The 18760-nt window shown below is 72.5% G+C and carries 14 protein-coding genes and 1 tRNA gene; 6 read left to right on the top strand and 9 right to left on the bottom strand.

The window, feature by feature from the left end; translation table 11 throughout:
• Positions 1-138 precede the first annotated feature (138 nt).
• Positions 139-215 (top strand) — tRNA-Met (locus WDW90_RS09600).
• Between the two features lie 63 nt (positions 216-278).
• On the opposite strand, the gene WDW90_RS09595 is transcribed toward WDW90_RS09600, so the two are convergent.
• Positions 279-443 (bottom strand): YqaE/Pmp3 family membrane protein, encoded by a 165-nt coding sequence (locus WDW90_RS09595; protein WP_336487162.1) that lies wholly within the window; start codon positions 441-443, stop codon positions 279-281.
• A gap of 813 nt (positions 444-1256) precedes the next feature.
• Between WDW90_RS09595 and WDW90_RS09590 the strand changes: the two genes are divergently transcribed.
• Positions 1257-1403 carry a hypothetical protein gene (locus WDW90_RS09590; protein WP_336487161.1) on the top strand — a complete coding sequence of 49 codons (147 nt, stop codon included), beginning with the start codon at positions 1257-1259 and terminating at the stop codon, positions 1401-1403.
• A gap of 78 nt (positions 1404-1481) precedes the next feature.
• Here the strand turns inward: WDW90_RS09590 and WDW90_RS09585 are convergent, their stop codons facing one another.
• The 5 genes from WDW90_RS09585 to WDW90_RS09565 all read right to left on the bottom strand — a co-directional run bounded on the left by WDW90_RS09585 (position 1482) and on the right by WDW90_RS09565 (position 8677).
• Positions 1482-2498 carry a DUF4167 domain-containing protein gene (locus tag WDW90_RS09585; protein ID WP_336487160.1) on the bottom strand — a complete coding sequence of 339 codons (1017 nt, stop codon included), beginning with the start codon at positions 2496-2498 and terminating at the stop codon, positions 1482-1484.
• A 447-nt stretch (positions 2499-2945) separates the two neighbouring features.
• Entirely contained in the window at positions 2946-3905 is a 960-nt protein-coding gene (prmC, locus tag WDW90_RS09580; RefSeq protein WP_336487159.1) for a peptide chain release factor N(5)-glutamine methyltransferase, read from the bottom strand.
• Positions 3902-4987: a peptide chain release factor 1 gene (prfA, locus tag WDW90_RS09575; protein ID WP_336487158.1), complete on the bottom strand. Its 1086-nt coding sequence runs from the start codon at positions 4985-4987 to the stop codon at positions 3902-3904. The genes prmC and prfA overlap by 4 nt, the downstream gene beginning before the upstream one ends.
• Before the next feature lie 98 nt (positions 4988-5085).
• Positions 5086-7350, bottom strand: a complete 2265-nt coding sequence (gene ptsP, locus WDW90_RS09570) for a phosphoenolpyruvate--protein phosphotransferase (protein WP_336487157.1) — start codon at positions 7348-7350, stop codon at positions 5086-5088.
• Between the two features lie 91 nt (positions 7351-7441).
• Complete coding sequence (locus WDW90_RS09565) at positions 7442-8677, bottom strand: aspartate kinase (protein ID WP_336487156.1); 1236 nt, start codon at positions 8675-8677, stop codon at positions 7442-7444.
• A gap of 210 nt (positions 8678-8887) precedes the next feature.
• Between WDW90_RS09565 and ubiG the strand changes: the two genes are divergently transcribed.
• From ubiG to WDW90_RS09550, 3 genes are all read left to right on the top strand, one after another.
• The gene (ubiG, locus tag WDW90_RS09560; RefSeq protein WP_336487155.1) at positions 8888-9637 is read left to right on the top strand and encodes a bifunctional 2-polyprenyl-6-hydroxyphenol methylase/3-demethylubiquinol 3-O-methyltransferase UbiG; all 750 of its coding nucleotides are present in this window, start codon (positions 8888-8890) and stop codon (positions 9635-9637) included.
• Positions 9638-9683: 46 nt separating this feature from the next.
• A complete protein-coding gene (locus tag WDW90_RS09555; RefSeq protein WP_336487154.1) occupies positions 9684-10256 on the top strand; it encodes a YbhB/YbcL family Raf kinase inhibitor-like protein in 573 nt (190 codons plus the stop codon).
• 63 nt (positions 10257-10319) lie between these two features.
• The gene (locus WDW90_RS09550) at positions 10320-11297 is read left to right on the top strand and encodes an NADPH:quinone oxidoreductase family protein (protein WP_336487153.1); all 978 of its coding nucleotides are present in this window, start codon (positions 10320-10322) and stop codon (positions 11295-11297) included.
• 34 nt (positions 11298-11331) lie between these two features.
• Here the strand turns inward: WDW90_RS09550 and WDW90_RS09545 are convergent, their stop codons facing one another.
• The 3 genes from WDW90_RS09545 to WDW90_RS09535 all read right to left on the bottom strand — a co-directional run bounded on the left by WDW90_RS09545 (position 11332) and on the right by WDW90_RS09535 (position 16444).
• Positions 11332-12345 (bottom strand): adenosine kinase, encoded by a 1014-nt coding sequence (locus tag WDW90_RS09545; RefSeq protein ID WP_336487152.1) that lies wholly within the window; start codon positions 12343-12345, stop codon positions 11332-11334.
• Between the two features lie 153 nt (positions 12346-12498).
• Positions 12499-12936 (bottom strand): DUF3429 domain-containing protein, encoded by a 438-nt coding sequence (locus WDW90_RS09540; RefSeq protein ID WP_336487151.1) that lies wholly within the window; start codon positions 12934-12936, stop codon positions 12499-12501.
• Positions 12937-13084: 148 nt separating this feature from the next.
• Positions 13085-16444: a hypothetical protein gene (locus WDW90_RS09535; RefSeq protein WP_336487150.1), complete on the bottom strand. Its 3360-nt coding sequence runs from the start codon at positions 16442-16444 to the stop codon at positions 13085-13087.
• 388 nt (positions 16445-16832) lie between these two features.
• Between WDW90_RS09535 and WDW90_RS09530 the strand changes: the two genes are divergently transcribed.
• On the top strand, positions 16833-18626 hold the full coding sequence (locus tag WDW90_RS09530) for an acyl-CoA dehydrogenase C-terminal domain-containing protein (RefSeq protein ID WP_336487149.1): 1794 nt from the start codon (positions 16833-16835) through the stop codon (positions 18624-18626).
• The last annotated feature ends 134 nt before the right edge of the window (positions 18627-18760 follow it).

The following is an 18760-nucleotide window of genomic DNA, read 5'->3' as shown; positions in this document are numbered from 1 at the left end:
CCGTTAAACGCGCCAGCGCCCATGGTACTGTGTCTCAAGACACGGGAGAGTCGGTCGCCGCCAGTCCCGCAAACAGCAGAACCAATCCCTCATCACGATCACGGACACGCCCTCCGGCCGCGCAAGCGCGGCCGCCGGCGCGGGGTGGAGCAGCCCGGTAGCTCGTCAGGCTCATAACCTGAAGGTCACAGGTTCAAATCCTGTCCCCGCAACCAGATTCCCGACATCGAAACGCCCATCCGGCCAGCCCGGATGGGCGTTTCGCGTTCGGGCAACCCTCACGCTCGACGCATGATGATCCACAGGGCATGGACCATGCCCGGAATGCCGCCGAGCAGCGTCAGCAGGATGTTGAGGAGAAACTGCAGGCCGATCCCCTCCGTCACCAGCACGGCGATCGGCGGCAGGAAGATGGCGAGCAGGATGCGGACGAGTTTCGACACGTTGGCTCCGGCGTAGACGGTGAGAGGGGAGGGGATTTGACGGGAGAACGAAGCTCGGCCGTTTCCGTTCCCGGTCACCCGCATGCGTGATCGGAACCGGGGGCCGGGACCCGCGACGCCGTCCGTGCTCTCCCTGTCGGAAGGCTGATAGAGGCGGGAGGCGCTCGTGCTGCTCGAATGGGCCCTGTATCTCGCGACCCCGGCGCCGCTGCGGCACCGTCGCCTCGGCCATGTTCGCGAGAGCGTCTCGCTCTGGGCTCGCTCGCGACGCTGCCGAGCAGCCTGGTCGCCGCACCTGACGAGAACCCGGGCGGTGATCGCGGACGCCGTGGCCGGGCTCGGGCATCGGCGGACCGTGATCGTGCTCGGCTCGGGGCCTGCTCGACGATGTCCCGCTGCCGCTGCTCGCGGAACGCTTCGACCGCGTCGTCCTCGTGGATGCCGTTCATCCCTGGCCCGCGCGGCTCGCGATGCGCCGCTACCGCAACGTCGAGCGGGTCACGGCCGATCTGAGCGGAGCCGGCCCGATGATCCTCGGATCCGCGCGCGAACCCACTGATACCGTCGGTGCGCTCTGCTCCGGCCTTGAGCCCGATCTCGTTGTGTCGGCGAACCTGCTCTCGCAACTGCCGATCCTGCCGATCGACTGGTTCGACGCGCGAGGCCTGCCGGGGCCGCCGGATCTCGGGCGCCGGATCATCGAGAGACACCTCGACGCGCTCGCCCGGCTTCCCGCCAGGATCTGCCTCGTCACCGACATCCTCGAACAGGAGGAGGATCGGAGCGGCGCCGGTCACGGACCGGATCGATCTGATGCACGGTACCGTCCTGCCCGCGGCCGATCAGGCCTGGGACTGGGAGCTTGCGCCCTTCGGGGAGGCGGCGCGCCACCGCCGCCTCGTGCATCGCGTCGTCGCTTTCCGCGACTGGTCGTCGTCCTGGAAGCCGGCTTCGCGTTGAGCTACCGTCACCCAAGAAAAAAGCCGCTCTCGAACCCGAGAGCGGCTGATGTGGTCCGGAAGGAACCCCTCTCCGATCCTACTCGGCGGAGGACGCGCTGTCGGCGGCATTGCCCTCGGGCGCACCCTCGGCGCCCTCGCCGCCTTCGAAGCGCGGCCGCCGGCGACGGCGCGGCTTCGGAGCCGCGCGGGGTGCCTCCTCGACGGACGGCGCCGCCTCCGCCTCGTGGGCGGCAGCGCCGTTGACCGGGGCCGCCTGCGGCTCGATCGCGGCGGGGGCCCGGGTCGGCGTCATCAGGAAGGCCGGCAGGGCGCTCGTCTCCTCGGCCGGGCGGGCAGCCTCCTCGCGGCGGCGTTCGCGCCGGGGCGGAGCCTCGACCGCCTCGCCGCGGCTGCCGCGCGATCCGTCCTGCCGGACAGGCTCGGGGCGCTGATACTCGCCGCGGCCATTCTCGAAGCGCGACTCGCGGGGCTGATCCTGACGAGCCTGGTCTTGACGCGTCTGGTCTTGGCGAGCCTGCTCCTGGCGGCCGTAATCGGTGCGCGGCTGGTCCTGCCGACCGTAATCCGGCCGTTCCTGCCGCTGGTTGTCGTAGCGATTGTTGTCGAAGCGCTGGCCGCGCTCATTGCGGTTCTGGAAGCGCTCGCGGCGGTCGGGCCGATCGCCCCGGCCCTGCTGCCGGCCATCGGAGCCGCCCTCGTACCGTGGCTCGTAGGGCTGCGGCTGCTGGCCCGGATCGGCATAATCGTCGCCGTAGCCGTTGTAGCCGTGGCCGTTCTGCCCGGGCGCGCCCTGGCCGGAGCCCTCGTCGTCGCCCTCGTCGAGGTCGTCCTCGTAGGATTGGCGGGCGTAGCCGGTGCCGAGCTGCTGCCTGTTCTGCTCCTGCGCGGTCGAGATGATCCGGAAATAGTGCTCGCCGTGCTGGAAGTAGTTCTCGGCCGCCACCGGGTCGCCGGCGGCCTGCGCGTCGCGCGCGAGCTGGGCGTACTTGTCGGCGATGTGCTGGGCAGTGCCGCGAATCTTGACGTCGGGGCCGTTCGATTCGTAGGAGCGGGTCAGGGGATTGGGACCCTTCGGCCGATTGCGGCCACGCATCCGTCTATTCTGATTTGGTCTCATCGGTCTCGATTGACCCTCGTTCGTGCAAAAGGCGCGTCTGCCGTTGCGACTGTTCCCTGACCGGCTCGGATCCGGCTCCCCGCACGGGCCCGACGCCGAGACTTCGGCGTGCCGCCGCTGAGGTTCCGCGATCTGTTGCCGTTCCGGCCGTCCCGTCCAATCGGGCCTACGCTTGCGTCCGCGACGCCGTTCGATTGTCAGGTTCGAATGTCACCAAGCCGCATCGCGATCGAGAGAAAACGCGCCTGCTCGGTGGTGAGGAGATCAGCGAACTCGGCGGAAGGTATCGTCGCCGACCTTACCGCTGCCCGTCTTAACGGACCGTTCGCGACCTGCATTGCGACACTAGCGGCTTGCTCCCTGTCCAACAAGCATTTTTTCGTGAGAAGCCGGCCTTCGTCCTAGGGCAACGGGGCCGGATCTTCACACAAACGTGCGGCGCAGCACCACGACCCGGTCGTGGCCCGCGAGGTCGCGGCCGACCCTGACATCGGCGAACCCGGCCGATCGGCCGAGATCCGACACGAGGGCGGCTTGATCGAACCCGATCTCCAGTGCCAGCACGCCGTCCTTCACGAGGAGATGGGGAGGGGCCGCGATGCCCGCAAGGATGCGCCTGTAGGCGTCGAGCCCGTCGGCGCCGCCGTCGAGGGCCTCGATCGGATCATGCAGGCGGACCTCGCGGGACAGGCCCGGAATCACGGCGCGCGCGATGTAGGGCGGGTTCGAGACGATCAGGTCGAAGGGGCCGCCGAGGCTCGCGCACCAATCTGCGTTGAGGAAGGCGGCGCGCCCGGCCACGCCGTTCAGCGCCGCGTTGGACCTGGCCGTCCGGAGCGCCGCGAAGGAGCGGTCGAGGCCGATGCCGAAGGCGCGGGGCAACTCGGTCAGCAGCGCCACCAGTATGCAGCCCGAGCCCGTGCCGAGATCGAGGATGCGCAGCGGCCGGTCCCGGTCGCCGATCGCCGCGAGGGCCGCCTCGACGAGCGTCTCGGTGTCGGGCCGCGGGACGAGCGTCGCCGGCGACAGGTGGAAGGGCAGCCCCCAGAATTCCCACGCGCCCGCGATCCGCGCCACCGGCTCTCCCGCGATCCGCCGCGCGAGCGCGTCGGAGAGCGCCTGCGCGCCCGGCCGGCCGATCGGCGCATCCCCGCGCAGGACCAGATCGGTCGCGCAGAGCCCGAGCGCGTGAAGGAGGAGGAAGCGGGCGTCGCTTGCCGCGCCTCGCTCCGGCTCGGAGGCGGGCTCGGGCGGCTCGACGCGCTCCCCGACCGAATGCGGTGCGCTCGTCGGCCCACGCGCCGCGAGGGCTCGCGCGACCTGCCGCAGGGCGAGGCTGCGCGGGGTGTCGGGATCGAGAGGCGGCGCGGGCTCGCCGCTCACGCCATCCCCTCCGCCGCCAGCAATTCGGCCTGGTGCTCGGTGACGAGGGCGTCGACGAGCTCGTCGAGGGCGGCGCCGGCCAGCACCTCCTCGAGCTTGTAGAGGGTCAGGTTGATGCGGTGGTCCGTCACCCGGGCCTGCGGGAAGTTGTAGGTTCGGATGCGCTCGGACCGGTCGCCGGAGCCGACCTGCGCCTTGCGGTCGGCGGCCCGGGCCGAATCCTTGGCGGTGCGCTCGGCGTCGAACAGCCTCGCGCGCAGGAGCGCCATCGCGCGGGCCCGGTTCTTGTGCTGGGAGCGTTCCTCCTGGACGAAGACCACGATGCCGCTCGGCACGTGGGTGATGCGGATCGCCGATTCCGTCTTGTTCACGTGCTGGCCGCCCGCGCCCTGTGCCCGCATCGTGTCGATCTTCAGGTCCGCGTCGTTGATGACGATGTCGACCTCCTCCGCCTCCGGCAGCACCGCCACGGTCGCGGCCGAGGTGTGGATGCGCCCCTGCGTCTCCGTCTCGGGCACGCGCTGCACGCGGTGGGCGCCGCTCTCGAACTTCAGCCGCGCGAAGACGCCGCGCCCCTTCACTTCGGCCACGACCTCGCGGTAGCCGCCGACCGTGCCCTCGCTCTCGGAGATCACCTCGACCTTCCAGCCCTTGGACTCGGCGTATTTCGCGTACATCCGGAACAGATCGCCCGCGAACAGGGCGGCCTCGTCGCCGCCTGTGCCGGCGCGGACTTCCAGGATGGCGCTCTTCTCGTCCGCCGCGTCCTTCGGCAGCAGAATCAGCTGGAGAGTGCGGTGGGCCTGCTCCAGGGCCGCCTCGGCCTCCGGCTTCTCCTCGGCGGCGAGCGCCCGCATCTCGGGGTCGCTGCCGGGCTCGTCGATGAGCGCCTCGACGCCCGCGAGGTTCCCGGCGGCCAGCCGGTAGGCGCGGATCGCCGCGACCACGGGATCGAGGTCGGCGAGTTCGCGCGAGAGCTGCACGAAGGTGTCGGAATCGGCCGAACCGGCACTCAGCGTCGCGGTGACGATGTCGTGGCGCGCCAGGATGGCATCGAGGCGCTCGGAAGGAAGAGGGGTCATCGCCCGGCTGATACTCTGAAGCGTGGAGGCGGGACAATGCGGGATCGCGTCTCGGACCCGCAGGGGCCGGCGCGCAGGGCGCGCGGCGCCGTCATTCCCTAGATAGGCACGCCCTGCGCCTTCGCGAAGGCGGTGAGCGCGGGCCTGAGCGAGGCCCCGTCGCTCGTCCGCTCGAGCTCCGCGTCGATCACGGCGCGCACCGCGGCGGCGTCCATGCTGAGCACCATCGCCTTCACCGGGCCGATGGCGGCCGGCGACATCGAGAGGTCGCGGAAGCCGAGCCCGATCAGCACCATCGCCTCGAGCGGGCGCCCGCCGATCTCGCCGCAGACGGTGACGGGGCAGCCTGCCGCGGCCGCGCGTTCCGCGATGACCCGGAAGGCCCGCAGCGCCGGCGCGCTCAAGGGGTCGAACCGGTCGGCGACGCGCCGGTTCTCCCGGTCGACCGCGAACAGGAACTGCATCAGGTCGTTCGAGCCGACCGAGAGGAAGTCGGCGGCCGCCGCGATCTCGTCGATCTGGAAGAGCAGCGAGGGCACCTCGATCATCGCGCCGAGGCGGCAATCGCTCGGCAGCGCGTGCCCGTGGCGGCGCAGATGCGCCTTCTCGCGGTCGACGATGGCCTTGGCGCGCACGAACTCGTCGACGGTGGCCACCATCGGGAACATGATCTTGAGGGGGCGCCCCCCCGCCGCCTTGAGGAGCGCGCGCAGCTGCACCCGGAGCAGGGCCGGGCGGTCGAGGCCGATCCGGATCGCGCGCCAGCCCAGCGCCGGGTTCTCCTCCTCGAGCTTCGGCATGTAGGGCAGGATCTTGTCGCCGCCGATGTCGAGGGTCCGGATCGTCACCGGCTTGTCGCCGGTGGCCGCGAACACCGCCTCGTAGAGGCCCTGCTGCTCGGCGGCCGAGGGCATGCGCTCGGCCACCATGAACTGCAGCTCGGTGCGGAACAGGCCGATCCCCTCCGCCCCGGTCTCGTTCAGGTGCGCGAGGTCGACGAGGAGGCCCGCATTCAGCTGCAGGCCGATGCGCACGCCGTCCCTGGTCACCGCCGGCACGTCGCGCAGAGCCCGGTACTGCTCCTGCCGGCGGGCGCGCAGGCGCACCATCTCGGCGTAGGCCGCCTCGATCTCGGGACCGGGGCGGACCTGGATCTCGCCCGCCACCCCGTCCACGATGATGGCGTCGCCGGCATCGCAGAGCGCGGTGGCGTTCTCGACCTCGCCGACCGCCGGGATGCCGAGCGCGCGCGCCACGATCGCGATGTGGCTCGTCGGGCCGCCTTCCTCCAGCACGACGCCGCGCAGGCTGGTGCGGTCGTAGTCGAGGAGCGCGGCCGGCCCCATCGAGCGGGCCACCAGGATGGCGTTCTCCGGCATGGCGCCGCCGCGCCCGGACGCCTCCGGGCCGATGAGCTGGCGCAGCAGGCGGTTGGCGAGGTCGTCGAGGTCGTGCAGGCGGTCGCGCAGGTAGGGATCGCTCTGGCGCAGCATCCGGGCGCGGTTGTCCGACTGGACGCGCTCGACGGCCGCCTCCGCAGTCAGCCCCGAGACCACGGCCTCGCGCATCCGGCGCAGCCAGCCCTTGTCGTGCGCGAACATCCGCACGGTCTCGAGCACCTCGCGGGACTCGCCCGTGCCGATCGAGTCGCCGCGCTCCACGAGCGCGTCGATCGCCGAGCGCACCTCCTCGATCGCCACTTCGAGGCGCTCGACCTCGCGCTCGACGTTCTCGGCGATCAGCGTCTTCACGACGATGCGCGGCTCGTGCAGCACCACATGCCCGAGGCCGATGCCCTCGGCCAGCGCCACGCCGCGCTGGCTCACGGGCCGCCGCGCGGCCGAGCCGGCGCCCGGCGCGAGGGTCTGCAGCTCGCCCGAGGCGATCATCTCCGAGAGCACCATGGCGGTGGTCTGGAGCGCCTCGATCTCCTCCTCGGAATAGACCCGGTAGGTCTTGTTCTGGACGACGAGCACGCCGAGCGTGTTGCCGGCGCGCAGGAGCGGCACGCCCAGGAAGGCGTGGTAGGCCTCCTCGCCCGTCTCCGGGCGATAGGCGAAGGCCGGGTGCGACTGGGCGTCGGAGAGCGAGAGCGGCTCGGCCGTCTGGGCGATCAGGCCGACGAGGCCCTCGTCGGCCCGCATGCGGGTGAGGTGCACGGCCTCGCGGTTCAGCCCTTCGGTGGCGAACAGCTCGAGCGTGTTGTCGTCGCGCAGGACGTAGACGGAGCAGACCTCGGCGATGACGTTCGCCGCGATGAGGACGACGATACGGTCCAGGCGCGCCTGTGGGCTGACCGGCTCCGCCATGGCTTCGCGGAGGCGGCGCAGCAGCAGGCGCGGGCCTCCGGGCGCAGCGGGCATCGTCTCGTCAATCCAACCTTCGGCGGCCGGTGCAACCTTGGCGCCAAACTCATAACGCAAGGCGACGCGTCGGTCGCCCCGGCGCGGAGGTTCAAGCCTGATCGAGGCCGTATAGCGAGTGGAGCGTGCGAACGGCAAGCTCCGTATAGGCCGCGTCGATCAACACCGAGAACTTGATCTCCGACGTGGTGATCGCCCGGATGTTGATGCCCTTCTGGGCGAGCGCCCGGAAGGCCTTGGCGGCGACGCCGGCGTGGCTGCGCATGCCGACGCCGATCGCCGAGACCTTCACAACGTCGGTGGCGCCCTCGATCTGACCGTAGCCGATCGTCTCGCGCTGCCCGGCGAGGATGGTGCGGGTCCGCTCGTAATCGGCCGCCGGCACCGTGAAGGTCATGTCGGTGGTCGACTGGTCGCCCGACACGGTCTGGATGATCATGTCGACATTGATGTTGGCGTCGGCGAGCGGACCGAAGATGGCGGCGGCGACGCCGGGGCTGTCCTTCACGGAGCGGAGCGTGACCTGCGCCTCGTCCTTGGCGAAGGCGATCCCGGTGATGATCTGCTGTTCCACGATATCGTCCTCGTCGCAGATGAGGGTGCCGGGGCGGGCGGCGTCCGGCGGGTCGAAGCTCGACCGCACGGTGGTGGGCACGCGATGCACCATGGCAAGTTCGACGGAGCGGACCTGCAGCACCTTGGCGCCGAGCGAGGCCATCTCCAGCATTTCCTCGAAGGTCACGCGCTCCATGCGCTTGGCCTTGGGCACCACCCGCGGGTCGGTGGTGTAGACGCCGTCCACGTCCGTGTAGATGTCGCAGCGCTCGGCGCCGATGGCGGCCGCCACCGCGACGGCGCTGGTATCCGAGCCGCCGCGGCCGAGCGTGGTGATGCGACCGGTCTCGCGGTGGATGCCCTGGAAGCCCGAGATCACCGCGACCTCGCGGCGCCGGAAGCTCTCGTCGAGGCGCGCCGGGTCGATCGCCGCGATGCGGGCCGAGCCGTGCGCGTCGGAGGTCTCGATCGGGATCTGCCAGCCCTGCCAGGAGCGGGCCTGGATGCCGTCCTTCCGCAGGGCGACGGCGAGGAGACCCGAGGTCACCTGCTCGCCCGAGGCGACGACCGCGTCGTACTCGGCCTCGTCGTAGAGGGCGTCGGCGTCCTTCACCCAGCCGACGAGCTCGTTCGTCTTGCCGGACATGGCCGAGACCACGACGGCGACGTCGTAGCCGGCCGCGACCTCGCGCGCCACGTGGCGCGCCACGTTGCGGATCCGGTCGACGTTGGCGACGGAGGTGCCGCCGAATTTCATCACCAAACGGGGCATGTCGCGTCCGCGTCGTTGACCTTCAGAGCATGTCGGGGGCACCCCGCGAGAGGGCGGGACCCGCGCGTCCCTCGCCGCAGGTTGCGGCTATACCGGGTCGGGCCTCGGCGGGTACAAGGGGTGCACCAACCTGTCAATCACAAGGCCGGCTCGACGGGGCGTCGCGCGATGCCCGCGCCTCGAAACGGCGCACGAGGCCCCGGGGAGCCGATGAATCCTGAGACGACTGCCTCCTCCGTCGACCGCGACGAGGTCGCGCGCTTCGACGCCCTCGCGTCGACGTGGTGGGACGAGCGCGGCCCGATGCGGGTGCTGCACCGGTTCAATCCCGTGCGCCTCGCCTATATCCGCGACGCCGCGTGCCGGCATTTCGGGCGCGATCCGGCCGCGCCCTTCGCGCTCGAGGGGCTGAGCCTCGTCGATGTCGGCTGCGGCGGCGGCGTGCTCTCCGAGCCGCTCGCGCGTCTCGGCGCCGAGGTGACGGGGCTCGATCCCGCGAAGGCCAACATCCGGGTCGCGGCCGCGCATGCCGAGGCCGAGGGCGTGCGGGTCGCCTACCGGGCCGAGACCGTCGAATCCGTGGTCGATGCGGGCGCGCGCTTCGACATCGTGCTCGCCATGGAGGTCGTCGAGCACGTCGCCGACATGCCGGCCTTCATCCGCAAGGCCGCCCAGGGCGTGAAGCCCGGCGGCCTGATGTTCGCCGCGACGATCAACCGGACCATGCGTTCCTTCGCGCTCGCCATCGTGGGGGCCGAGTACGTGCTCGGCTGGCTGCCGAAGGGCACGCACGATTGGGAGAAGTTCGTCACGCCCGACGAGCTGGCGCGGGCCGTCGAGGCCGGCGGCCTCACGCTCACCGACACGACGGGCGTCGTCTACAACCCGCTCGGCGACAGCTGGCGGGCGAGCCGCGACCGAAGCGTCAACTACATGATCACCGCCGAGCGGCCGGCCTGAACCGAAGGCGCCCGCCGCCGTTGACGCCGGTCAGCCCGGAGGCCCCATGCTCGAGAAGATCCCGCACGCGCTTGGTGAGGCCCTCTCCGGCCTCAAGGCCGGCCTGGAGAAGACGGCCTATCACGCCGCCTTCGCCGACGTGCCCGCGACGCTCACGGTGACGAGCGCGGCGTTCGCGGACGGCGCGGCGTTGCCGGCCCGCTCGACGCAGGACGGCGCCGGGACCTCGCCGCCGCTCGCCTGGACGGGCGTGCCGGAGGGAGCGCGCAGCGTCGCGATCCTCGTCGAGGACGCCGACAGCCCGACGCCGAAGCCCCTCGTCCACCTCCTCGTCTGGAATCTCGCCGGGCACGATGCCGCGCTCGCGGAGGGCGCGCTCGCGAGCCCCGCCGGCCCCGGCGCCCATCACAACCTCGGCAAGAACAGCTTCCTGAGGGACCAGTACCTGCCCCCCGACCCGCCGACCGGGCACGGGCCGCACCGCTACGTCTTCCAGGTCTACGCCCTCGACGCGACGCTCGACCTCGGCACCTCGCCGGGGCGCGGCGCGCTCCTCGACGCGATGAGGGGCCACGTCCTCGCCAAGGGCGGGATCACCGGCACCTACGCGCGGGCCTGAGCCCGGCGCTTGCGCCCGCGGCCGCATCCGGTGCAAGCGGGGCCGACGGATGGAGGGCGCGACGTGAAGGCATTGCTGTGCACCCGGCTCGGAGGGCCCGAGGATCTCTCGATCGAGACCCTGCCCGATCCGGTGCCAGGCCCCGGCGAGGCCCTGGTCCGCGTGAGCGTCGCGGGGCTCAACTTCTTCGACACGCTGATCATCGCCGGGAAGTACCAGGTGAAGCCGGAGCTTCCGTTCTCGCCCGGCGGCGAGGCCTGCGGGGTGGTGGAGGCCCTGGGGCCCGGCTCGTCCGCCCCCCTCGCGGTCGGCGACCGGGTGATCGTGCACCAGAAATTCGGCACCTGCCGCGAGCGTCTCGCGGTCGGGCTGCGCCATCTGACCCCGGTGCCGGAGGGCGTGAGCGACGAGCAGGCGGCGGGCCTCACCATCACCTACGGCACCTCGCTGCACGCGCTGCGCGACCGCGCCCGCCTGCAGCCCGGCGAGACGCTGGCGGTGCTCGGCGCCTCGGGCGGGGTCGGCCTCGCGGCGGTCGAGCTCGGCAGGGCGCTCGGCGCCCGCGTCATCGCCTGCGCCTCCTCGGAGGAGAAGCTCGCGGTCGCCCGCCGGCACGGGGCCGACGAGGGGCTGGTCTACAGCCCCGACACCCTCAAGGACGCGCTGCGCGGGATGACGGGCGGGCGCGGCGTCGACGTGGTCTACGACGCGGTCGGTGGCGACTTCGCCGAGCCGGCGCTGCGGGCACTCGCCTGGAAGGGCCGCTTCCTCGTGGTCGGCTTCGCGGCGGGCGAGATCCCGCGCCTGCCCCTCAACCTCGTCCTCCTGAAGGGCATCGACGTGCAGGGCGTGCACTGGGGCGTGTTCCTCGAGCAGGAGCCGGAGGCCCACCAGGCCAACCAGCGCCAGCTTCTCGCCTGGGTCGCCGAGGGGCGCCTCACCGCGCAGGTGCACGGCGTCTACCCGCTGGAGGACTACGCGGCGGCGCTCGGCATCCTCAAGCGCCGCGAGGCGGTCGGCAAGGTGCTGCTGAGGCCCTGATCCGGCGGAGGGCGCCTCTCGATCGGAGGCCGGATCAGATCAGGCCGCGCGCCCTGGCCAGCGCCACGAGGTCGCCCTGCGGCCGGGCGCCGATATGCTGGATCACCTCGGCGGCCGCGAGCGCGCCGAGGCGGGCGCTGGTGACGTAGTCGAGCCCGCGCGCGTGCCCGGCCAGGAAGCCCGCCGCGAAGAGGTCGCCCGCGCCCGTCGAATCCACCACCTCGCGCACCGGCGAGACCTCCACGGCCCGGATCTCGCCGCCCTTCACCACCACGGAGCCCTCCTCCGAGCGGGTGACGAGGCCGAGCAGGTGCCGGCCGCGATTGTCTCGCTCGTCGCGAAGCGCCCGGATCGCCGCGTCCGGGTCGTCCGTCTGGTAGAGGCTCTGCAGCTCGCCGATATTGGCGAACAGGATGTCGATGCTGCCGTCGCGGATCAGGCCCAGGAACTCGTCCCGGTAGCGCCCGACGCAGAAGGCGTCCGACAGGGTCAGCGCCACGGCCTGGCCGGCATTGTGGGCGATCCTCACGGCCTTGCGGAACGCGTCCTTGGCGGCCGGCGGGTCCCAGAGATAGCCTTCGAGGTAGGTGACACGGGCGCTCGCCACCGTCGCCTCGTTGACGTCGGCGGGCGACAGCCCCTGGCAGGCGCCGAGATAGGTGTTCATCGTGCGCTCGCCGTCCGGCGTCACGAGCACGAAGCAGCGTGCGGTGGCGGGGCCGTCCTTGGCCGGCGCCACGCCGAACGCCACGCCGGTCGCCTTGAGGTCGTGGGCGAAGAGGCGGCCGAGCTCGTCCTCCCTTACCTTGCCGACGAAGCCCGTCTTCGCGCCGAGGATCGCGGCCCCGACCGCCGTGTTGGCGCCCGAGCCGCCCGAGACGATCGTCGCCGGGCCCATGGCGGAGAACAGCTCCTCCGCGCGCGGCTCGTCGATCAGCTGCATGGCGCCCTTCGCGACCCCTTGCGCCGACAGGAAGCCCTCGTCGGTGCGGGCGATGACATCGACGATCGCGTTGCCGAGGACGAGGAGATCGAGGGGTGCGCTCATGCAGGGATCCCGTTCCGGCGCGCGAGGGCGCCCCGGCGGCTCTCGCATCGGCGTGGCCGGGGGTCAAGCCGAGGGGCGGGCCCGAAGCGCGGCCGCGAGGGCGGGCGCATCACCCGCGTGCGGGCCGGCCGTCGCCCAGGGAAGCGAGGAAATTCACGCCGCGACCAGCAGCGCCGCGCCCGCGACGCCCGACAGCACCAGACGCAGGCGCCCGAGCCAGACCGGCACGAGGCCCCTGCGCGGCAGGTCCTGGTCGACGAGGCCCCAGGCCAGGACGAGGCCTCCGAGGATGCGCAGGTCCCAGGGGGCCGGCGCCGCGAGGGCCGCCCAGGCCAGGAGCGAGGGGATGATGGCCAGGAGGTAGTCGGCGTTGCCGGCGTTGCGGGCTGCGGCGGCGCCCCAGCGGATGCCGCCGAGGAAGGAGGCGATGACGGCACCGTAGGCCGAGAGGATCGTGCGCGGGGACAGGCCGATCGTGCCGAGGCCGCCGTCGCTGCCGCTGACCGCCAGCGCGGCGAAGCCGAGAAACGGGATCAGCCCGGCCACGCCCAGGACGAGGGCGCCGATCGGGACCGGTGACACGCGCGCCATCCATCCTCCGGGCTGCGGGCCGCCGAGCGGGCGGCCGGGGATGTCTCCGAAGAGCAATACGGCCCTGGCAGCGCGGGGTTCCCGCGCTGCGGCATCCCGTCAAGCTTTCCGCGCGCCGGCCTGACGGCCGCCGGGTCGGTGCCCCGGCTCAGGTGCGCTTGCCCGGCAGCGTGTGGCCCTGCGGCGCGGCGGTCGGGGGCGGGGCGCCGAGGAGCGTCATGGCGGAGTTCGCCGCGTCCTTCGAGGCCGGCGGCTCGTTCACGGCCGGATCGAGCCGGCGCGGCCTGAAGGCGGAGGCGAGGCCGCGCGCCTGGGCGAGGTCGCCGGGGCCGAGCTTGGCCGCCACGTCGTCGCGCTTCTTGCCGGCATCCTCGTCGCCCTGCTGGGCGGCCGCCGAGAACCACACGTAGGATTGCACGAGATCCTGCGTCAGGCCGAGGCCGCGGGCGTAGAGCACCGCGAGGTTGTACTGGCTGTCGCGCACGCCGGATTCGGCCGCGCGCCGGAACCAGGACGCGGCGGTGGCGTAGTCGGGCCGGCCCGAGGCCGAGGGGTTCTCGGCGTAGAGCACCGCGAGGTTGTGCATCGAGCGGGCATGGCCCTGCTCGGCGGCGCGGCCATACCAGAGCTTGGCCGGGCCGAGGTCACGCACCACGCCCGAGCCCTTCTCGTAATGCCCGGCGAGCTTGTACTGCGCCGGCGCGTAGCCGGCCTGGGCGAGCTTCTCGTAGAGCTTGGCGGCCAGCGCGAGGTCGCGCGGCATGCCGCGCCCGTCCGCCTCGCGGGAGGCGAGCTCGTAGATGGCGGCGCCGTCGCCGTCGAGCGCCGCCTGGCGCAGCTTCGACAGGCCGGTCGGGATTCCGGCGAGCTCGCCGCCGAGCGCCGACATGCCGGGCACGGACGGCAGCGCCGAGCGCGTCTGCGGCGCCGGCGGGCGTGCCGGCTGCGCCTCGCCGCCGCCGGGAATCGCCTGCGTGGTCTGGGGGTCCGGCGCAGGCGCGGCCGGGGGCTCGGCGGGAGCCGGAGCCGCCGCGGGTGCCTCGGCGGCCGCCGGGGGCGTCTCCTTGGGCGCGGCCTCGACGATGCGGGGCGGCGCCGGGGCAGGCTCGGGATCGCCCCGCATGGTGATGGCCTGGAGCGCGCCGAGCATCAGCACGATGGCGGCGAGGCCGAGCAGGATCGGCCGGCGGCGCCGGTCGATCTCGGCCCGCAGGCGCGCGACCCGGCCCGGCGCCCCCGGCTCCGAGCCGGCCACCGTACGGCGGAGGCCGAGCCGGTCGTCGCGGCGCTCGCCGGCGAGGCCCGCCTCCGTGGCGACCTCGGCCTGGGCGGCCTGCGCGGCCCGGCGGGCGGCCGCGATGAAGCTCGTCTTGATGTCGGAGGCGGCCTCCGGGCCGGGCTCCGGGTATTCGTGGGCGGGAGCCTGGCGCTCGCGCGCGGGGCGGCCCGCTCCGGGCTCCAGAAGCTCGTCGCTCATCTGGGCCGCCTCGGCGGCCGCGACCGAGACGCGGGGCATGTCCGGCCGGCGGGTGGCGCGGGCGCGCGGCGGCTGCACGCCGGTGGAGGACAGGAGCCTGTCCTCGAGGGATTCGGCCCGGGCTGCGGGCGTCGCCAGGGCGGGGGCGCCGCCCGCCGCCTCCGGGCCGACGCGGATCGCGAGGCGATCGAGAGCGGTCTGAACGCCTTCCAGAGTCGCCAGAATGCGCTGGTCGGCCGCAGCCTGCTGGCTGCGCAGGTCCGCGAGTCCCGCCCGCAGCTGCCCGAATTCCTTCGCCTCGGCCACCGCGCTGCGGGTCGCCCGCTCGACGGCCGCCGCGATCGGCGCCTCGTCGCGCAGGGTCGAGACCTGGGCGATGAGTTCGCCCATGCTGCGCTCGAGGCCCGCCAGCGCCGGATCGGCGCCGCGGGAATCGAGGCGGCTGGCAAGCGCCAGGACCTGCTTCTCCAGCGCGTCGAGGCTCTCGCCGCCCGAGCGCGCGCCGACCCGGTCGACCTTTTCGGCGAGGTTGCGCAGCATGCCCTGGATCGAGGCGATCTCGCCGCTCTGGGCCGCGGGCCGGCGCAGGCTCTCGCCGAGATCCTCGAGGCGGCCGATCAGCTCGCCGACCGGGTTGACCTTGTCGGCGAGCGCGTCGATCCGCCCGAGGATCGCCCGGGAATCCTGCGGCAGACCCCGCGCGGCGCTGTCGTGGAGGGCGTCGACCTTGGCGGCGAGCGCCTGGATCTGCCCCGCGATGGCGCCGGCGCTCGGCGTCTTCAGGCCGCTGCGGATCTCCTCGAGGAGCGGCCGCAGCTCGGCCATGTCGGGATGGTCGGCGGAGAAGCCGGTCTGGAGCTGCGCGATCTGCGAGCTGATCGCCTGCAGGCCCTGCGCCAGTCCCTGGATGCGCTCGGGACCGGCCAGCGAGGCGATCAGGCGGCGGATCTCGTCGAGTTCACGGAACAGGTCCGAGAGGGCGTCGCGGTCGGCGAAGCCGCCGGCACCCCCGGCGAGCACGCTGTCGACACGGTTCGCGAGGCGCTCCACGTCGCTCGCCACGCGGGCATGGACGTTGTCGGCGACGTCGTCGGCCAGCCGCTCGACCTGCACGCGGATCAGCTCGATCGGCGCTGCGATGGCGGCGAGGTCCGCCGGCTCCTGCGCGCGCTGCACGCCGCTGGCGAGCGTCAGCATGGCCTGTTCGAGCGCCCCGACGTCGCGTCCGGTCGCGAGGCCGCCGATCGATTCGCGCAGCCGGTTCGTCTCGCGCTGAAGCTCGGAAATGGCTGGGGAGGGCGTCCGCTCGCCGGATTCGGGCGTGGTGGCGTCGAGCCGCCGGGCGAGGTCTTGGCGCATCGCCGCCACCACGCCCGGATCCGCCACTTCGCCCGAGTCCGGCGTGGCCGCGCCCGCATCGAGCTCGCGCTGGCGCTGGCGGATCTCGCTGACGGCATCCCGCACCTCCGCGAGGGCGGGCCGGCCGCGGCGCCCGAGCGGGCGCGGCTGGGCGAGCTGCTCGCCGAGCTCCGTCATCCGGCGCTCGATGTCGCCGAGGCGCTCGGCCACCTGCCGGACCGGGGCCGAGCCGGCGCCGAGGGCGTCGCTGATCCGGCCCTCGATATCGGCGATCCGGCGCGCGGCCGCGTCCTGCGAGGCCTGCCGGTCCTGCGTGATGGTCCGATCGATGGCGTCGAGCCGCCGCATCAGCGTGTCGACGGTCTCGGCGAAGCGGTCGGCAGGGGCCGGCGCGACGGCCCGCGGCTGGGGTGACGCGTCCGGCCTCGGCGGCGCCCGGCGGCTCTGGGCCGGCGTCGCGCGGGGCTGCGGCGGCGGATCCCCGGAGGGAGCCCCCGGCGCCGCGTCGGAGGCGCGGCGGCGCTTGCGGGCCTGCGGCTTGGCCTCGGCGGGAACCACGGAGGCGATCCAGGTCTCCAGCGGCACGCCCGCCCGCCGCGCCACCTCGCGCGCCGCGTCCAGCACGTCGGGATCGAAGCTCTCGAAGCTCGGCGTGGCGTTACGTCTCATCATCGGACCTGGGGTCGGCGGCTTCCGGCGCCCGCTCCGATGCGTCGCGGCGTCTCGGGACGGGCCCTGGACGCGCGACATCGGGTCGGTTGTGAGCAACATTTGACTTTCTTGGTAAACAGGCCGTTAAGCACTGTCTCAATTCGAACATTCGCCGATGTCGCCCGCTCGGGCGCCGGCCCGGCGCGGCATCGACCGTGCGGAGGCCGACACGGTGCCGGGCATCCCGCGGGCCGGAGCCGAGCGCGGCGCGCGCCGATCGTGGCCGGTCCCCTCGCGCTCCCCCTTGCTCTCCCCCTTGCCCTTGCCGCCCCAGATAGTTTACATATGAACTATCGAGGGAATCGCCGGTCGCCCGACCGCAAGGTTCGCCGGATGCGGAGGATACGAGATGCCGAGCTATCGCGCCCCGGTCGAGGACGTGCTGTTCCTGCTGAACGACGTGCTCGGCTTCCATCGCCACGACAACCTCGCGGGCTTCTCGGAGGCGTCGCCCGACGTCGTCGAGGCGGTCCTGTCGGAGGGCGGCAAGCTCGCCGAGGAGGTTCTCGCGCCCCTCAACCGCATCGGCGACGAGGAGGGCTGCGCGCGCAACCCCGACGGCTCGGTGACGACGCCGAAGGGATTCAAGGCCGGCTACGACGCCTACGCGCAGGGCGGCTGGATGGGCCTGTCGGTGCCGGAGGAATTCGGCGGCCAGGGCCTGCCCCACACCCTCAACACCGCGATCCAGGAATTCGTCTCGGGCGCGAACCTCGCGCTCGGCATGTATCCGGGCCTGACGCAGGGGGCGGTCGCGGCGCTCCTCGTCCACGGCTCGGAGGAGCAGAAGAGGACCTACCTGCCGAAGATGGTCGAGGGCGCCTGGACCGGCACCATGAACCTCACCGAGCCCCATTGCGGCACGGATCTCGGCCTCCTCAAGACCAAGGCGGTGCCGAACGGCGACGGCTCCTACAGCCTCACCGGCACCAAGATCTTCATCTCGGCCGGCGAGCACGACATGGCCGAGAACATCGTCCACCTGGTGATCGCCCGCATCGAGGGCGCGCCGGCCGGCACCAAGGGCATCTCGCTCTTCGTGGTGCCGAAGTTCCTGGTGAACTCGGACGGCTCGCCGGGCGCGCGCAACGGCGTGTCCTGCGGCTCGATCGAGCACAAGATGGGCATCCACGGCAACTCGACCTGCGTGATGAACTACGACGGCGCCACGGGCTGGCTGGTCGGCGAGGAGAATCGCGGGCTCAACGCCATGTTCGTGATGATGAACGAGGCCCGCCTCGCGGTCGGCGTGCAGGGGCTCGGCCAGTCGGAGGTCGCCTACCAGAACGCGGTCGCCTACGCGAAGGACCGCCTGCAGGGCCGCGCGCTCACGGGCGCCAAGGCGCCGGACCGGTCCGCCGACCCGATCATCGTCCACCCGGACGTGCGCCGCACCCTGATGCAGATCCGCGCCTTCAACGAGGCGGGCCGCGCCCTGGTGCTGTGGACGGCTTTGCAATCGGACATCGTGCACCGCTCGCAGGACGCCAGGGAGCGTCAGGCGGCCGACGACCACATGGGCCTGATGACGCCGGTGGTGAAGGGCGTGCTCACCGACAGGGGCTTCGACAACGCGGTCGCGGCCCAGCAGATGTTCGGCGGCCACGGCTACATCGAGGAATGGGGCATGTCGCAATTCGTGCGCGATGCCCGCATCGCCATGATCTACGAGGGCGCCAACGGCATCCAGGCGATGGACCTGATCGGCCGCAAGCTGCCGAAGGACGGCGGCCGCGCCATGATGGCCTTCCTCGGCGAGGTCCAGACCTTCATCAAGGACCACGGCGAGGACGAGGCGCTGAAGGGCTTCACGGCCCCCCTCCAGGCGGGCCTGAACGACCTGCAGGGCGCTACCATGTGGTTCATGCAGAACGCCTTCTCGAAGCCCGACAACGCGGGCGCGGGCGCCAGCGACTGCATGCACCTCCTCGGTCTCGTGGCGATGGGCTACATGTGGGCGCGCATCGCCAAGGCGGCGCTGGCCAGGAAGCGGGAGGACGCAGCCTCGGCGGAGCGGATGGACGCCAAGCTCGTCACCGGCCGCTTCTACATGGAGCGGATGCTGCCCGAGACGGCCCTGCGCCTCGCCCGCATCAAGGCCGGTGCCGACAGCACGATGGCGCTGCCGGCCGAGGCGTTTTGAGGACGCGCGTATCGAACGACAGGCATGATCGCTCCGCCATCCGTCCCGCCCCCGACCTCATCCTGAGGTGGCGCGCGAGCGCCCTCGAAGGAGGCTTCCAGCGGTCCATGCGCGGTCTGGAGCCCTCCTTCGAG

Source organism: Methylobacterium nigriterrae, assembly GCF_037106235.1.
Classification (GTDB): domain Bacteria; phylum Pseudomonadota; class Alphaproteobacteria; order Rhizobiales; family Beijerinckiaceae; genus Methylobacterium; species Methylobacterium nigriterrae.
Note: the sequence above shows the minus strand (reverse complement) of the source record. Positions and strands in the feature narration are given on the sequence as shown.